This window comes from Streptomyces luomodiensis (genome assembly GCF_031679605.1).
In the GTDB taxonomy this organism is placed as follows: domain Bacteria; phylum Actinomycetota; class Actinomycetes; order Streptomycetales; family Streptomycetaceae; genus Streptomyces; species Streptomyces luomodiensis.
The window spans coordinates 6,399,069-6,414,826 of sequence record NZ_CP117522.1 but is presented as its reverse complement, the minus strand read 5'-3'; the positions used below and the strand labels follow the sequence as shown (position 1 = coordinate 6,414,826).

Below are 15,758 nucleotides of genomic sequence, written 5' to 3'. Positions count from 1 at the left end.
GTCTTCAGTACGCAGCGCATGCACGCATACGTACCAGGTGACGTCCATCCTGCCGCAGGGCGGCGATCAGCGAAGCACCGAGCCCGGAAACCGGCGAGGTGTCTAGGCTGGGTGGTGATGTCGGGCATCCGCCACCGGCCCAGGGCCGGTGGCCCAACGAGCCGAGGAAACCCGTGAGTGACACCCCATTCGGATTCGGCCTCCCGCCGGAGGAGCCGGAGGACGGCGACGACGGCAAGAAGAAGGGCGGCCAGGGCGGCGAGCAGGGCCCCCCGAATCCCTTCGGGTTCGGCGGCGGCACCGGTGGCGCGGGCGGCGGTGCGGAGAATCCGTTCGCCGCGATGTTCGGTTCGCTGAACCCGGGCGACCTGGGCGCCGCCTTCCAGCAGCTGGGGCAGATGCTCTCCTACGAGGGCGGCCCGGTGAACTGGGACATGGCCAAGGACATCGCCCGGCAGACCGTCGCACGCGGCACCGCCGACGGCAGCAAGGACGAGAGCGTCGGCCCCACCGACCGGGACGCGGTCCAGGAGGCCGTGCGCCTGGCGGACCTGTGGCTGGACGGCGTCACCTCGCTGCCCTCCGGCTCCGCGAGCGCGGTGGCCTGGAGCCGCGCCGAATGGGTCGAGGCGACCCTGCCGGTGTGGAAGGACCTGGTGGACCCGGTCGCCGAGCGGGTCGGTGCCGCCATGGGCGATGTGCTCCCCGAGGAGATGCAGGCCATGGCCGGCCCGCTGCTCGGGATGATGCGCTCCATGGGCGGCGCCATGTTCGGCACCCAGATCGGGCAGGCCCTGGGCGTGCTGGCCGGCGAGGTGGTCGGCTCGACCGACATCGGGCTGCCGCTGGGCCCGGCGGGCAAGGCGGCGCTGCTGCCGGTCAACATCGCGGTGCTCGGCTCCGGTCTCGGCGTGCCCAAGGAGGAGGTCCGGCTGTACCTGGCGCTGCGCGAGGCGGCCCATCAGCGGCTGTTCGCCCATGTGCCGTGGCTGCGCTCGCACCTCTTCGGCGCGGTCGAGGGGTACGCCCGCGGCATCAAGGTCGACACCGCCAAGCTCGAGGACGCGGTCGGCCAGCTGGACCCGACCCACCCTGAGCAGCTCCAGGAGGCGCTGCAACAGGGCATGTTCCAGCCCGAGGACACCCCCGAGCAGAAGGCCGCGCTGGCCCGTCTGGAGACCGCTCTGGCCCTCGTGGAGGGCTGGGTGGACGCGGTGGTGCACGCCGCCGCCAAGCCGCATCTGCCGTCCGCCGACGCCCTGCGCGAGACGCTGCGGCGGCGCCGGGCGAGCGGCGGCCCCGCCGAGCAGACCTTCGCCACGCTGATCGGCCTGGAGCTGCGGCCGCGCCGGCTGCGGGACGCCTCCCGGCTGTGGGCCTCCCTGACCGACGCGCGCGGCCTGGAGGGGCGCGACGGGCTGTGGGCGCACCCGGACATGCTGCCGACGGCGCAGGACCTCGACGACCCGGACGGCTTCGTCCACCGTGAGCAGCTGGACTTCTCCGAGCTGGACAAGATGCTCGGCGAGGCGGCGGGCGGCGCGGCCCACAAGGACGGTCACGACCGTCCCGGCCGCCGTAAGGAGCGCGAGGACCGCGAGAGCCGCGAGAACCGTGAGGACCGTGAGGACCGTAAGGACGACGACCGGGGCGACGGCGAGAAGTGAGTCTGCACCAGGACGCGGCGCGGGTGCTCACCGAGTGGCCCGCGCCCGACGCCGCCCAGGAGCGGCTGCGGCGGCAGTACGGCGACCATCTGGCCGCCTACCCGGACGGTATGTGGAAGGCGTGCGCGGCCGGCCACATCACGGCGAGCGCGCTGGTGATCGACCCGGACCGGGACCGCGTGCTGCTCACCCTGCACCGGAAGCTGCGGATGTGGCTCCAGATGGGCGGCCACTGCGAGCCGGACGACACCACGCTCGCGGGCGCGGCGCTGCGCGAGGCCACCGAGGAGTCCGGGATCGAGGGGCTGACGCTGCTCCCCGGCGGCCCGGTGCGGCTCGACCGGCACCACACCCCCTGCGCCTGGCACCTGGACGTCCAGTACGCGGCGGTGGCGCCCCGCGGCGCGGTGGCGGCGATCAGCGACGAGTCGCTGGACCTGCGCTGGTTCGGCTACGCGGAGGTGGCCGACGTGGCCGATGAGTCGGTGCGGCACCTGGTGACGCGTACGCGTGCGCTGATCTGAGGAGCGAGCCGGGGCGAACCGGAGCGAGCCTGGAGCGCGAGGCGGCCGCGGACCCGAGAGGGTCCGCGGCCGTCGCGCCGGTGGTCCCGGTCAGTTGCTGAAGATGTTGCCCTGGTTCTGCCCGCGGGCGCCCTGCTGGCCCATGCCGAACTGCGCGGCCATACCGCCCCCGATCACCGCGTTCTGCGGCGGCAGCAGCTCGCTGGGCTGCACCAGGGCATAGCCCTGGCCGAGGAAGCTGAGCTCCCAGCCCTCGCCGGTGTTGCCGCGCCGCCGCCAGACGCCCGAGGAGTGCGTCTGCGCCTGCATCTGGACCCGCAGCGAGCTGGACCAGGCGACGATGGCGTCCGCGTCGACGTTGACGTACTTGTCGGGGGTGATCTGGAGCAGCAGCGGCTCCCCCGAGGTCATCAGCGCGACCTTGCCCTGGCCGGAGATGTTGAGGTTGTACTTACCGGATCCGGAGATCCCGTACTGGCTGTCCACCGCGATCGTCTCCCAGTGCAGCGTGGAGTCGAGCGCGAGCACATAGGAGCTGTCGACGGTCAGCCCCTCGTGGTCCACGTCCATCACATGGATGTGCTGGGCGAGGTTGGCGAGGTAGACCGTGCCCTGCCCGGAGCAGCGCATCAGGTCCAGGCCCTCACCGGAACGGCTCCGCGCGCTGCGCTGCCCCGGCGTCTGGTACTCACCGTCGAACTCCATGAGCCCCTGATAGGCGACCATGCTGCCCTTACGGGCGAGCACATCCTCATGGCCGCTCAGGGCGACCCGCAGCAGGTGCGGGTTCTGGAGCGCGTAGCGGTCCTGCGTCTGGGCCTCGGTGAAGGCGAAAAGCGGGCTCTGCATCTGGTGTCCCTCCCCCTCAGCCCCGGGCCCGGAGCCGGTCGGTGCTGTCCTCACTGGGCTGTACGACGACGAAGCCCTGCCCGGAGAAGCCGAGCTGATACGCCTCGCCGCTGCCCCGGCCGATCAGGGACGACGCCTTGAAGCTGCGCTTGCCCTTCACCTTGAGCCCGGAGGACCAGGCCACGAGCGCGTCCGGGTCCACATAGGTCTCGTCCTCGCCACGGCCGCAGTCGACGACGATGGGGTTGCCGCGGGAGGTCAGCGCGACCCAGCCGGTGCCGGAGACGCCCACGTTGAACAGGCCCTGCCCGGCGAACTTGGCGATGCCCTTGACCCGTTCGACGCCCCACTGGAGGTGCGCGTCGAAGGCCAGGAGGTTGGTGCCGTTGACCGACAGGGCGTCGCCGTTGAGGTTGATGCAGACGACGTTGGCCCCGTAGTCGGCGAGGTAGAGCAGCCCGTCGCCGCTGCACCGCATCAGCGGGGCGCCCTCACCGGTGAGCCACTGGGAGGCCATCTGACGTACCGCGGGCGGGTTGGGCTCGTACTGGACGAAGCCCTCGTAGGCCACCATCGAGCCGGTGCGGGCGAAGAGGTCCTGGCCGCTCTGCATGGCGACCTTGAGCATGCTGGCGCCGTGGTTCTCCATACGGGCGGCGACCGGGGCGGGGGCGAAGCCCGAGATCATTTGCTGGTCCATGACGGGCTCCCTCAGACCTCGTAGGGCTGGACGACGATGAAGTTGCCGGGCGCACCACGGAACTGGAGGTTCACGGTCTCCCCGCTGTGTCCGGGGTAGGCGCTGCGGCGCAGCCGCACCTGGCTGGAGATGATCACCTGTGCTCCGGCGGACCACGCCACGATGGCGTTGCTGTCGGCGAAGGTGGTCGGGGTGACCGGGAGGACGACCGGCGTGCCCTCGGTCTTCACCACGACGGTGCCGGTGCCCTGGAACTGGAGGGTGAACAGCGCGCCGCCGGGGATGCCGTGGCCCTCGATCCGGCGCACCTCGTGGTGCAGCGACTCGTCGAAGGCGAGCACGTTCTCGGCGGCCACACAGATGGCGTCGCCCTGGAGCTCGATCGGGTGGAGTTCGGCGGCGTTCTCGGCGAGGAAGACCTGGCCCTGGCCGGTGCAACGCATCAGCTGCATCTCCTGGCCGGTCGCGTTGCCGACGATCCGGCCGCGGAAGCCGGCGCCCTTGTAGCTGAAGTCGACCTTGCCCTGGTAGAGCACCATCGTGCCCTGGCGGGCGAGCACGGGCTGTCCGCCGACGCCGAGGTCGACCCGCATCATCCGGGGGTTCTGCGGCGTCCAGCGCTGACCGGTGGGCGCCTCGCGGTACTGGGCGAGCGCGGCCTGGACCCCGGGCGCGCCACCGCCCTGGGGCACGCCCATGGCCTGCGGCTGGCCCTGGCCGCCGTAAGGGGCGGGCTGACCGGGGTACGGCTGGGCGGGCGGGCCGGGCTGGCCCGGATACGGCTGGGCGGGTGGCTGGCCGTACGGCGCGGGGGCGGGCGGGGTCTGGCCCGGCGGCTGGCCGAACTGGGGCTGCTGGCCCGGGAACTGGCCCGGTGGAGCGGGCGGCGGGACCTGGCCGGGCGGCGCCATGGGCGCGGCGATGGTCGGGGCGCCGTGCATCTGCGGGGTGCCGGGGACGGGCGGCTGGACGCCCTGCGGGGGCGTGCCCTGGGGCGGGGTGCCGTGCGGCGTTCCCTGCGGAGGCGTGCCCGGGGAGGGCATCCCCTGGGGCGTCGGCCCCTGGGGCGGTGTTGCCTGAGGCGGCGGCCCCTGGGGCGGCGCTGCCTGGGGAGCGCCGAAGGCGGGGGCGGGCTGCGGTGCGGGCGGGGCCGGAGCGGCCGGGGCCGCGGTCGCGGCTGGGGGTGCGGTCGCGGCCGGGGGTGCGGTCGCGGCCGGGGGTGCGAAGCCGGGAGCGGGAGCCGCCTGGCCGGGCGGTGCGAAGCCGGGCGCGGCGCCCTGGGCGGGCGCGGGGGCGGGCTCCTCCTCGGCCACCTCACCGCCGAAGTTCTTCAGCAGCGCCTCCAGTCCGCCGTCGAAGCCCTGACCGACGGCGGCGAACCGCCACACGTCCTTGAGGTAGAAGTCGCCCAGCATCACCGCGCGTTCGGTGCTGAACTCCGAGCCGGTGAAGGAGTACCGGGCCACCTCCTCGCCGCCCGCGACGATCCGGAGGTAGCCGGGACCGATCTGCGACATCTGCCCGGCGCCGTCGATGGTCGCGGTGAAGGAGAGCTTCTGGATGGTGGACGGGATGCTGTCGAGCGTGACGCGGAACGAGTCCGTGTCACCGGCCTGCGCCCCGAGTTGCTGTATCGCTTCTTCAGGGGATTTCGGCTGGTTGTAGAAGATGAAGTAGCGGTCGTCCGACAGCCGCTCGTTGGCATCGAGACCGAAGCAGCTGATGTCGAAGCTCAGGCCGGGTCCGGCGATCTGCACCCCGACGTACAGATCCCTCCCGGCCGTCAGATCACTGATCCTGGCCTTGTGGCCCCGCTGGAATTCCCTGGCCATACGTGAGGACCGTCCCCCATCCCGATACCGTGAGTGCGTTTGTCGCGCCAGGCTAGCCGCTGCCGCCGACTATGAGCGACGTCGGAGAGCCGGGCGTGGTTCCCTCACGGCTGGTCGTCCCCGGCCCCGGAAAGGTACGGCAACCGCCCGGCGGCGACCACCCCTTCGAGGTAGCCCCGCGCCCGCTCGGTCCGCGGATACGCCTCCAGGAGCTGCCAGAAACGCCGGCCGTGCCCCGGCACCAGCAGATGGGCCAGTTCGTGGAGGAGCACGTAGTCCACGACGTACTCCGGCATGCCCTGGAGCCGGTGCGAGAGCCGGATGCTGCCCTCGGCGGGGGTGCACGACCCCCATCGGGTGTTCTGGTTGGTGACCCAGCGGACGGAGGCGGGCCGGGCCCGCCCGTCCAGGTACTGGCCGGAGAGCCACTCGGCGCGGGCGGCCAGCTCCGCGTCGCCCAGCATCCGCTTGCTCTCCTGCGCCGCCAGCTTCTCCAGCATGACGCTCACCCAGCGCCGCTCCTCCGCCTCCGACATCCGGGCGGGGATGAGGACGACGGTGCGGTCGCCCTCGCGATAGGCGGAGACCGTCCTGCGCCGCCGGGTGCTCCGGCGGACCTCGACCGCGCTCGCGCCCGCGCCCCGGCTCGGCGGGCTCGGGACGGTGCGCGGTGCGCTCGCGGCGCTGCGCGAGGGGTTCTCGGCCGCGGTGCGAGGGGACGGATCGGCGGACACGCCCCGACGTTACCCGCTGGCAGCCGGGGAAGTCCCGCCCCGCACGTCGGTTGCGAACCGAACCACTCCACGGTGTGCACGGCGTGTACGACTGGGCGGGAATGGGCTGACCGGGGTTGTACGACCGGACTAGTACGACTTATTCCACGACCTGTGGACAACGCTCAGCGGAGCAACGGCACCAATCCGCATGCTGAGGGCGGTTCAACGGAAGCGAACCGGCACAGCTCATGACGACATCACATGAACAGGCAAGATTCGACTCGAACATACATACATCATCGACGGGGGGGAACGGGGATGCATCCCATGCTCAAGCCAGCGCTGCGGCGGGGCTGGCGCAGTCGGGACACGGTGCAGTTCGGGGTGGCCCGCGCGCATGCGGTGGTGATGGGGCCGGTGGACACGGCCACGGGCAGCTTCCTGGAGCTGCTGGACGGCACACGCGGTCTGCCGCTGCTGCGGCAGGAGGCCCGAGCCATCGGACTGCCGGAGGGGCGGGCCGACGCACTGGTGGACCGGCTGGCGGCGGCCGGTCTGCTGGACGAGCCGAGGGACGGCGGTGAGCCCGCCGCGGCCCTGGACCGGCTGCGGCCGGACGCGGGCTCGCTGTCGGTGCTGCATCCCGAGCCCGGGGCGGCCGCGCGGCTGCTCGCCGCACGGCGGGCCACGCGAGTGCAGGTCCGGGGCGCCGGGCGGGTCGGGGCGGCGGTCGCGGCCGTGCTGTCGGCCGAGGGGATCGGCCGGGTCGATGTGGTGGACGGGGGCCGTGTCGAGCCCTGGGATGTGGCTCCCGGCGGGTTGTCGGCCGATCAGATCGGGGAGCGGCGGGATCTGGCCGCGCGTCGCGTGGTGGGACAGGCCGCGCCCGGTCCGCTCCCGCGCAGCCCGGCGCGGGAGCGGACCTCCTCGGGGGAGCCGGGGCTGGCCCTTGTGGTGATCGCCCCGCGTGACGGCCTCGCGGCGTACGCACCGGAGCCGGAGCCGGCCGAGCCGCTGCTCGCCTCCGGGACCCCCCATCTCTACGCAGGGGTCATCGAGGCCACCGGGGTGGTGGGACCGCTGGTGGTGCCGGGTATCTCGCCCTGTGCGGGCTGCGCCGCGGCGGGCCGTGCCGAGCGGGAGCCCGCCTGGCCGCGGATGCTCGCGCAGTGGCGGTCCGGCCGCCGGCGGACCGCCCCGGCCTGTGACGCGGCGCTGGCGATGGTGGTGGCGGGGTTCGCGGCGGTGCAGGCGCTGGCCTTCCTGGACGGTCGGCCCTCCGGGGGCGCGGGGGTCCGGTGGGAGTTGGCGCTCCCCTCTCTCGTCTGGGAGGCGCGTCCGGTCGAAGCACATCCCGGATGCGGCTGCGGGGCGGCCGGGGAGGAGGATGCCGTATATGCCTCGGCCGCAGAGGCATCGCACGCGACAATGTCCGGGTGACCGACGCCTGCACATGGGGCGACGGGGGGCCGGGGGCCGCATCCCCGGAATGGCACGGCTGTAGTTGGAGGGGCGCATGACCGATCTGCCGCGCAAGGCGATCACCCGTACCGCCAAACTGGCGACGCTGCCCTTGGGATTCGCGGGGCGCGCCACGTGGGGGCTCGGGAAGCGGATAGGGGGGCGGCCGGCGGAGATCGTCGCACGCGAGGTCCAGCAGCGTACCGCCGAGCAGATGTTCAAGGTCCTCGGCGAGCTCAAGGGCGGGGCCATGAAGCTCGGCCAGGCCATGTCGGTCTTCGAGTCGGCGCTGCCCGAGGAGATAGCCAAGCACTACCGGGCGGCCCTGACCAAGCTCCAGGAAGCGGCCCCTCCCATGCCCACGCGCACGGTCCACGCGGCGCTGGCGGAGCGGCTGGGGCCGGACTGGGCGGAGCTGTTCCAGGAATTCGAGGACAAGCCGGCGGCGGCCGCCTCGATCGGGCAGGTCCACCGGGCGGTCTGGCACGACGGGCGCACGGTGGCGGTCAAGGTGCAGTACCCGGGGGCGGGTGAGGCGCTGCTGTCCGACCTCAACCAACTGAGCCGGTTCGCCCGGGTGCTGGGTCCGCTGGTGCCGGGGCTGGACATCAAGCCGCTGATCGCGGAGTTGCGCGAGCGCGTCGCCGAGGAGCTGGACTACGAGCTGGAGGCGGCGTCCCAGCGGGCCCATGCGGAGGAGTACGCGCAGGACGCGGAGATCATGGTGCCCGAGGTGGTGCACCAGAGCGATCAGATACTGATCACCGAATGGCTGGAGGGGATACCGCTCTCCGAGGTGATAGCCGACGGCACGCAGGAGGAGCGGGATCGCGCCGGGCAGCTGCTGGCCCGCTTTCTGTTCTCGGGGGCGTCCCGCACCGGGCTGCTGCACGCCGATCCGCATCCGGGGAACTTCCGGCTGCTGACCGGTGACGACCCGGACGGGCCGCCGGAGCGGTGGAAGCTGGGGGTTCTGGACTTCGGCTCGGTGAACCGGCTCCCCGAAGGGCTGCCGGAGCCCATCGGCATCGCGCTGCGCCTGGCGCTCGACGGCGACGCCGCGGGGGTCTACGAGCTGATGCGCGAGGAGGGGTTCGTCAAGCCGACGATCGAGATCGACCCCGACGATCTGCTGGACTTCCTGCTGCCGATGCTCGAACCGGCCCAGACCGATGTGTTCGTCTTCGACCGGCAGTGGCTGCGCAGCCAGGCGGCGCGGATGGCCGATCGTCGCTCCCCCGTCTATGAGCTGGGCAATCAGCTGAACCTGCCGCCCGCCTATCTGCTGATTCACCGGGTGACCCTGAGCACGATCGGGGTGCTGTGCCAGTTGGGCGCCACGGTGCGGATGCGGAATGAACTGGAGGCATGGGTACCCGGCTTCGCGGTGGGCCCGGCGTCCGGGGACCGCGCCGCGGACAACGCCGAGGACCACGTCGGGGAAGGCGCCGAGAAGGCCGACTCCGGGCAGGGCACCGAGAAGGCCTGAGTTCGCGCCCGGCCGGGCCTCTGCCACCGGGCGGCGCTCGCCCGGAGCGCGGCCGCTCCGGGACAGCCGAAGGGCCGGTCCGATCGGACCGGCCCCCGGGGTCGCGCGACGGGTCGGTGTATGACCTGGTCGGCGCGTCTGCGTATCAGCCCTGCGTCTGGTCGGTGCCGCACATGGTCACTGCATGACGGCCATGGCCAGGGCGCGGCGGGCACGGCGCGAGGCGCGCTCCGCGCGGCGCTGCATCCGGCGGGCGGCCGCGAGCCGAACGGCCCTTCGTTCGGACTCGGCTTCATGCAGCCGGTCGTGCATATGCGCACGCGCCAGGGCTTCTTGGATGAGTTGCATCTCTCGGTTCCTGTTCTGGCGCGACTCGGGCGCGCCGGAGGTATCAGGTGCGGGGGTTTCGGAGACCGGTGGGGTCATCGTCGGGACCTGCTTCATGGGGTCGTGCGTCGCTGGGCGATCGATGGTGCCGATGGTGCTCATGCCGCGACCGGGTTCTTACGCGGGCGGCCACGCGGCCGCTTGCGGGCCACCACCACACCCTGGACGAAGAGCTCGCCACCCCAGACGCCCCAGGGCTCACGGCGGTCCTTGGCCCCGGCGAGGCATGCCTCACGCAGCGGGCAGGTCTGACACAGCGACTTCGCGTACTCGACGTCGGCCGGGGACTCGGCGAAGAAGACCTCCGGGTCGTACGAACGGCACGGAACGGCTACACCCAGGTTGTCGATGGCCTCATCGAGATCGGTGAGGGCGGTGAGCGGGGTCAAGGAGTCCTCCGAGGGGTCAGGCGGGCGGTTCAGGTCGGTCGATGCGGACGGGGCGGGTGCGTTGAGTTGCACGGTGTGTGTTCCTCGTCTCTTCGGTCCGGCTGTTGGCCGGACTGTGGCAAATCAAAAGGGCCGCGGATCCCGGTGTGGGTTCCGCGGCCCTGGAAGGTGCCGACCTGATCCTGTATCAGGCTGGATAACTCCAGGGTTCGAGCCTGCGGAAGGCCCACGTCTTGTGGTGCTGCTGCTGCGCCCGGGATTCGGCACCATTGGCCGCAAAGGCATAGGCGATTGCCCGTGCCGCTGCCGCTACCGCAGGTGCCTGGATCGGTCGCTCGCTGAGACGCGCCTCATTGGCGCCGGACATACCGGTGCCAGGAAGTGCGGCGCCGAGCAGGCAGGTGGCGACGACCGATCGATCGGCCATTTTGATGGTGTTGATGAAGCTGATCATTGGTCTTCGCCTCCTCTCGGCGTCTCGGGGACCGATCGAAACCAGTCCGGGGTGTTCAGTACAACACGGAATCCTCGGCTCCCGGAAGGGGCGTTGTCTCCGTGCTCGGAAGGCTATGGGTATGGCCTCCACGCGCGCAAACTATTTTTCCGTCGAGTTTTGCCAAGGCTCACCCGAATGGCTTCCTCCGGCACCGCCGCTCCCCTCGCCATCGCATGCCGAGGGCAGTTCCCGGCCCGCGCACAGCGCGAGAACGTCGGCTCCGAACCGGTCGAGCTTCCGTCTTCCGACACCAGAGATGCCGACGAGCTCCGATGCGGTTCCCGGAACGGCCTCGGCGATCGCCAGCAGCGTCTTGTCGGTGAACACGCAGTAGGCCGGCTGTCCCAGCAGCCCCGCCTGCTCCGCCCGCCAGTCGCGCAGCCGCTCATAGAGCGCCTCGTCCAGCTCGGACGGGCAGTCCTCGCAGCGCATCAGCTTCATCTCGCCCGCGTCGGTCAGCACCCGGCCGCACACCCGGCAGTGGACCGGACCGCGCCGCCTGCGCACCGCGCTGCCCCCGCCCGGGGCCGCCGTCCCGCGCTCGATCCCGCCGCCCCCGCCCGGGGTACGGGCGCCCAGGGCCTGGGAGCCGGGCCGCAGCCCGTTGAGAAAGCGGGTGGGGTGACGGGAGGCCCGGCCGCCCGGAGTCCGCGAGAGCGCCCAGGACAGCGTCAGATGGCGACGGGCGCGGGTGACCCCCACATAGAGCAGCCGACGCTCCTCCTCGATCTGCGGCTCCGTCTTGGCGTAGGTGATCGGCATCATGCCCTCGGTGAGACCGACCAGGAAGACGGCGTCCCATTCGAGGCCCTTGGCCGCGTGGAGTGAGGCGAGGGTCACGCCTTCGACGGTGGGGGCGTGCTGCGCCGCCGCCCGCTCGTCGAGCTCCGCCACCAGATCGGACAGCGTGGCCCCGGGCCGGCTCCGCGCGAAGTCCTCGGCGAGCCGCACCAGGGCGGCCAGGGACTCCCAGCGATCGCGCACCGCGCCGGACCCCGCCGGGGGCTCGGGCGTCCAGCCCCGGGTGCCCAGCACGGCCCGCACCTGGGACGGGATGTCCGCGTCCTCCAGGGCCGGGTCGGCGCTTCCGCCACGGGCCGCGCCGCGCAGCAGCAGCCCCGCCTCGCGCACCTCGGGCCGCTCGAAGAACCGCTCGGCGCCGCGCAGCTGATAGGGCACCTGAGCGTCGGCCAGCGCCTGCTCGTACAGCTCCGACTGGGCGTTGACCCGGTAGAGGACCGCGATCTGGCTCGGCGGGACGCCACCGCCCCCCTGCTCCACCGGGGTGATCAGCTCACGGATCCGGCGGGCGGTGCCCTCGGCCTCGGCCGGCTCGTCCGCGTAGGCGGTGTAGACCGGGTCGGGGCCCGGCTCCCGCTGGGAGACCAGCTCCAGCCGGTGCTCGGCGGCGCGGCCGCGGGCCTGGGAGAGCAGTCCGTTGGCCAGGTGCACCACCTGCGGGGTGGAGCGGTAGTCCCGGATCAGCTTGACCACCGTGGCCCGGGGATGGCGGATGCGGAAATTCAGCAGATGGTCGGGGGTGGCGCCGGTGAAGGAGTAGATGGTCTGGCTGGCGTCGCCGACCACGCACAGGCTGTCCCGCTCACCGAGCCACAGATCCAGCAGCCGCTGCTGGAGCGGGCTGACGTCCTGGTACTCGTCGACCACGAAGTGCTGGTACTGGCGGCGCACCTGATCGGCGATGTCCGGCCGCTCCTGGAGCACACCGACCGTGAGCAGCAGCACATCCTCGAAGTCGATCACGCCGCGGTCGCGCTTCAGCTGCTCATAGGTGGCGTAGATCCGGCCGATCTCGGCGGCGTCGCGGGGGGCCTCCCGGCCGGATTTGGCGGCCGCGGCCGGATAGTCCTCGGGCACGGTCTGGGTGACCTTCGACCATTCGATCTCGCCGGTCACGTCCCGCAGCTCATTGCGGTCCAGCCGGACCCGGCACCGCGCGGCGGCCTCGGCCACGAGCTGCACCTTGCGCTCGACCAGCCGCGGCACCTCACCGCCGACCGCCTTGGGCCAGAAGTACTGCAGCTGGCGCAGGGCCGCGGAGTGGAAGGTGCGCGCCTGCACCCCGCCGGCGCCGAGCTGCCGCAGCCGGCCGCGCATCTCCCCCGCCGCGCGGTTGGTGAAGGTGACGGCCAGCACACTGGCGGGCTGGAGTATGCCCGCGCGCACCCCATAGGCGATCCGGTGGGTGATGGCGCGGGTCTTGCCGGTGCCGGCCCCGGCCAGCACGCACACCGCGCCGTGCAGGGACGTCGCCACCTCGCGCTGCTCGGGGTCGAGCCCCTCGAGCACCGCGTCGGCGTCACGCGGCGTGGCCGCGTAGGTGCCCGGTGTGGAGCCCTGCGGGAACAGAGTGGAGGACGTTGCTGCAGTCACCCCGCCATGCTGCCAGGTCCCTGGGGGACGCCCGTGCCGGTTGTCCACAGCCATGGCCTTCCGGTCGTATGAACGCCGCGGAACGCGGGAGAACAACGCCGGGAATGACCGGCGGAAGGTGAGCGTTCACCTTCTGCCCACCCACGACGACCCCGAGGAGAGCGAAGACCGATGGCCGGCACTGTGACGATGTACAGCACCACCTGGTGCGGCTACTGCCGCCGTCTGAAGGGGCAGATGGACCGCGAGGGGATCGCCTACACCGAGGTCAACATCGAGCAGGACCCGGAGTCCGCGGCCTTCGTCGAGAAGGCGAACGGTGGCAACCAGACGGTGCCGACCGTTCTCTTCGCCGATGGGTCGACCCTGACCAACCCCTCGCTGGCGCAGGTCAAGGCCAAGGTCGGCCTCTGAGTCAGGCTCGCGTCAGGCCACGGCCGGCCGCTGCGTCAGCCTCGCGGCAGCGGCTCGCCGTACCAGAGCTCGATCAGCCGGGCCGCGATCGAGATACCGGACGGAGGCAGGACCTCCCCGGACTCGATCGCGGCCCGCAGCTCGTCCCGGGAGAACCAGCGCGCCTCGTGGATCTCCTCCCCGTCCACCTGGATGTGGGAGGACGTGGCGCGCGCCATGAAGCCGAGCATCAGGCTGGACGGGAACGGCCACGGCTGGCTGGCCACGTACTCGACCTCGCCGACCTCGACGCCCGCCTCCTCCGCCACCTCGCGGACCACGGCCTGCTCGATCGACTCGCCCGGCTCCACGAAGCCCGCCAGCGTCGAGAAGCGCCCCTCCGGCCAGTGCACCTGGCGCCCCAGCAGCGCACGGTCCCGCTCGTCCGTCACCAGCATGATCACGGCCGGGTCGGTCCGCGGGTAGTGCTCGGCACCACACGCCGGGCAGCGGCGGATATGGCCCGCCGCCGCGATCGTCGTGCGCTCACCGCAGCGTGAGCAGAAGCGGTGCAGCCGCTGCCAGTTCTCCAGCGCGACCGCGTGCACCAGCAGCCCGGCGTCGCGCTCGGACAGCAGCACCCCCGCCTCGCGCAGCCCGGCCGGGCGTGCCGACTGGTCCATCCGCCCCGGCAGGGAGTCCTTCTGGAGCGCGAAATAGCGCACGCCCTCCTGGTCGGTGCCCAGGAAGTAGCGGTGGTTCTCGGTGTGCGGGGCCTCGAAGGACGGGGTCATGACGAGCTCGGTGCGACCGTCCGAGGTGTCGTCGACCAGGGCCTGGCCGCCGGAGACCACGAAGACACGCGTCGTCGGGTGGCTCCACGCCGCGGCCAGCCACGCCTCGTCCAAGCGGTGGTGCGCGGAGCGGTCGATGCCGCTCGGAGCGCTGAGCGTGATCGGCCGGTCGGCGGCGCGGTCGGTCCAGGTGGTCACGGCTGCTTCCAACTCCCCCTGCGAAACGGGTGATTCACGTACATAAGCGAGCTTTTACCGTCCATTCTCCGCGAGATCGTCCCAGAGGTGGGCCGCCGCCTCGGCGCCCTTCATGAGCAGGCCGAGCTCGACCTTCTCATTGGGCGCGTGCCAGCCGTCGGACGGCACCGAGATGCCCAGGAAGAGCACCGGAGCGCCGAGGACGTCCTGGAGATCGGCGGCGGGCCCCGATCCGCCCTCGCGGGTGAAGCGGATCTTCTGGCCGAAGGCGCGCCCCATGGCGCGGACCACCGACTGGAGCGCGGGGTGGTCCAGCGGGGTCAGACAGGGGCGGGTGGCGCCCCCTAACGTGATCTCATGGCGGATACCGGCCGGCAGCAGGGCGGCGACCCAGTCCCGCACGGCCGACTGGATCTTCTCCACGTCCTGGCCGGCCACCAGCCGGAAGGACAGCTTCAGCTGGGCGGCCGAGGGCACGATGGTCTTTCCGCCCGGCCCCTGGTAGCCCCCGCCGATGCCGTTGACCTCGGCGGTCGGGCGGGCCCAGATCCGCTCCAGGGTGGAGTAGCCCGCCTCGCCGAGTGTGGCGCCTGAATGCGCGGTCCGCAGCCAGCCCGCCTCGTCGAAGGGCAGCTCGGCGAAGAGCTCGCGCTCGCGGTCGGTCAGCTCCACGACGCCGTCGTAGAAGCCGGGGATCGCCACCTTACGGTCGGCGTCGTGCAGAGCGGCGGCCAGCCGGGCGGCCTCGGTGGCCGGGTTGGGGACCGCACCGCCGAAGGAGCCGGAGTGGATGTCCTGGCCGGGGCCGTGGAGATCGATCTGGCAGTCGACCAGCCCCCGCATCCCGGTGCAGACGGTCGGGGTGTCCTCGGACCACATCCCGGTGTCCGAGACGATCACGACGTCACAGGCCAGCCGGCCGGCGTATGAGCGGATCAGCTCGGGGAAGTGCGGGGAGCCGGACTCCTCCTCGCCCTCGATCAGCAGCTTGAGGTTCACCGCGGGCGCGCGGCGGCCGGTCACGGCCAGATGCGCGCGTATCCCCAGGGTGTGGAAGAGCACCTGCCCCTTGTCGTCGGCGGCGCCGCGGGCGTACAGCCTGCCGTCCTCGATGACGGGCTCGAAGGGGTCCGTGCGCCAGCCGTCCTCGCGGTGGGCGGGCTGGACGTCGTGGTGGCCGTAGACGAGCACCGTAAGGGCGTCGGGATCGCCGGACGGCCACTCGGCGAACACGGCCGGAGCGCCCGGTGTGTCCCATATCTCAGCCACCGGGAAGCCCGTCGCGGCCAGGTGGTCCCTCAGCCACTGCGCGCTGCGCCGGACGTCCTCGGCGCGTGCGGGGTCGGCGGACACGGACGGGATGCGCAGCCACTCGGAGAGTTCGTCGAGAAAGGCGGCGCCGTGGCCGTCCACATAGGCGCGGACGGCATTGTCCGGGTCCGGGGTGTTGCTCATACACGCGAGCCTAT

The 15,758-nt window shown here is 72.2% G+C and carries 15 protein-coding genes; 5 read left to right on the top strand and 10 right to left on the bottom strand.

Going from position 1 to position 15,758, the window contains the following annotated elements:
• Nucleotides 1-173 precede the first annotated feature (173 nt).
• Together PS467_RS27050 and PS467_RS27045 are read left to right on the top strand one after the other, a co-directional pair.
• The gene (locus PS467_RS27050) at nt 174-1,667 is read left to right on the top strand and encodes a zinc-dependent metalloprotease (RefSeq protein ID WP_311037426.1); all 1,494 of its coding nucleotides are present in this window, start codon (nt 174-176) and stop codon (nt 1,665-1,667) included.
• A complete protein-coding gene (locus PS467_RS27045; protein WP_311037425.1) occupies nt 1,664-2,191 on the top strand; it encodes an NUDIX hydrolase in 528 nt (175 codons plus the stop codon). Before PS467_RS27050 ends, PS467_RS27045 begins: the two co-directional genes overlap by 4 nt.
• Before the next feature lie 90 nt (nt 2,192-2,281).
• Here the strand turns inward: PS467_RS27045 and PS467_RS27040 are convergent, their stop codons facing one another.
• From PS467_RS27040 to PS467_RS27025, 4 genes are all read right to left on the bottom strand, one after another.
• The gene (locus tag PS467_RS27040; protein WP_311037424.1) at nt 2,282-3,040 is read right to left on the bottom strand and encodes an AIM24 family protein; all 759 of its coding nucleotides are present in this window, start codon (nt 3,038-3,040) and stop codon (nt 2,282-2,284) included.
• A 16-nt stretch (nt 3,041-3,056) separates the two neighbouring features.
• A complete protein-coding gene (locus PS467_RS27035; protein WP_268974297.1) occupies nt 3,057-3,740 on the bottom strand; it encodes an AIM24 family protein in 684 nt (227 codons plus the stop codon).
• Nucleotides 3,741-3,751: 11 nt separating this feature from the next.
• Nucleotides 3,752-5,572, bottom strand: a complete 1,821-nt coding sequence (locus PS467_RS27030; protein WP_311037423.1) for a TerD family protein — start codon at nt 5,570-5,572, stop codon at nt 3,752-3,754.
• A gap of 104 nt (nt 5,573-5,676) precedes the next feature.
• A complete protein-coding gene (locus PS467_RS27025; RefSeq protein ID WP_311037422.1) occupies nt 5,677-6,306 on the bottom strand; it encodes a M48 metallopeptidase family protein in 630 nt (209 codons plus the stop codon).
• A 300-nt stretch (nt 6,307-6,606) separates the two neighbouring features.
• On the opposite strand from PS467_RS27025, the gene PS467_RS27020 reads away from it, so the two are divergent.
• Nucleotides 6,607-7,728, top strand: a complete 1,122-nt coding sequence (locus PS467_RS27020) for a ThiF family adenylyltransferase (protein WP_311037421.1) — start codon at nt 6,607-6,609, stop codon at nt 7,726-7,728.
• Between the two features lie 76 nt (nt 7,729-7,804).
• A complete protein-coding gene (locus PS467_RS27015; RefSeq protein WP_311037420.1) occupies nt 7,805-9,238 on the top strand; it encodes an ABC1 kinase family protein in 1,434 nt (477 codons plus the stop codon).
• Between the two features lie 177 nt (nt 9,239-9,415).
• On the opposite strand, the gene PS467_RS27010 is transcribed toward PS467_RS27015, so the two are convergent.
• The 4 genes from PS467_RS27010 to PS467_RS26995 all read right to left on the bottom strand — a co-directional run bounded on the left by PS467_RS27010 (nt 9,416) and on the right by PS467_RS26995 (nt 12,904).
• Nucleotides 9,416-9,727, bottom strand: coding sequence for a putative WhiB-interacting protein (locus tag PS467_RS27010; protein WP_268974292.1), 312 nt, complete (start codon nt 9,725-9,727; stop codon nt 9,416-9,418).
• Nucleotides 9,724-10,086, bottom strand: coding sequence for a WhiB family transcriptional regulator (locus PS467_RS27005; RefSeq protein ID WP_311037419.1), 363 nt, complete (start codon nt 10,084-10,086; stop codon nt 9,724-9,726). The genes PS467_RS27010 and PS467_RS27005 overlap by 4 nt, the downstream gene beginning before the upstream one ends.
• A 115-nt stretch (nt 10,087-10,201) precedes the next feature.
• Nucleotides 10,202-10,468 carry a hypothetical protein gene (locus tag PS467_RS27000; protein WP_268974291.1) on the bottom strand — a complete coding sequence of 89 codons (267 nt, stop codon included), beginning with the start codon at nt 10,466-10,468 and terminating at the stop codon, nt 10,202-10,204.
• 141 nt (nt 10,469-10,609) lie between these two features.
• Nucleotides 10,610-12,904: an ATP-dependent DNA helicase UvrD2 gene (locus tag PS467_RS26995; RefSeq protein ID WP_311037418.1), complete on the bottom strand. Its 2,295-nt coding sequence runs from the start codon at nt 12,902-12,904 to the stop codon at nt 10,610-10,612.
• 171 nt (nt 12,905-13,075) lie between these two features.
• Here PS467_RS26995 and PS467_RS26990 point away from each other — a divergent pair, with 171 nt between their 5' ends.
• Complete coding sequence (locus PS467_RS26990) at nt 13,076-13,318, top strand: mycoredoxin (protein WP_311037417.1); 243 nt, start codon at nt 13,076-13,078, stop codon at nt 13,316-13,318.
• Nucleotides 13,319-13,353: 35 nt separating this feature from the next.
• Here the strand turns inward: PS467_RS26990 and nudC are convergent, their stop codons facing one another.
• The gene (nudC, locus tag PS467_RS26985; RefSeq protein WP_268974279.1) at nt 13,354-14,289 is read right to left on the bottom strand and encodes an NAD(+) diphosphatase; all 936 of its coding nucleotides are present in this window, start codon (nt 14,287-14,289) and stop codon (nt 13,354-13,356) included.
• Nucleotides 14,290-14,343: 54 nt separating this feature from the next.
• A complete protein-coding gene (locus PS467_RS26980) occupies nt 14,344-15,744 on the bottom strand; it encodes a M20/M25/M40 family metallo-hydrolase (RefSeq protein ID WP_311037416.1) in 1,401 nt (466 codons plus the stop codon).
• Nucleotides 15,745-15,758 lie beyond the last annotated feature (14 nt).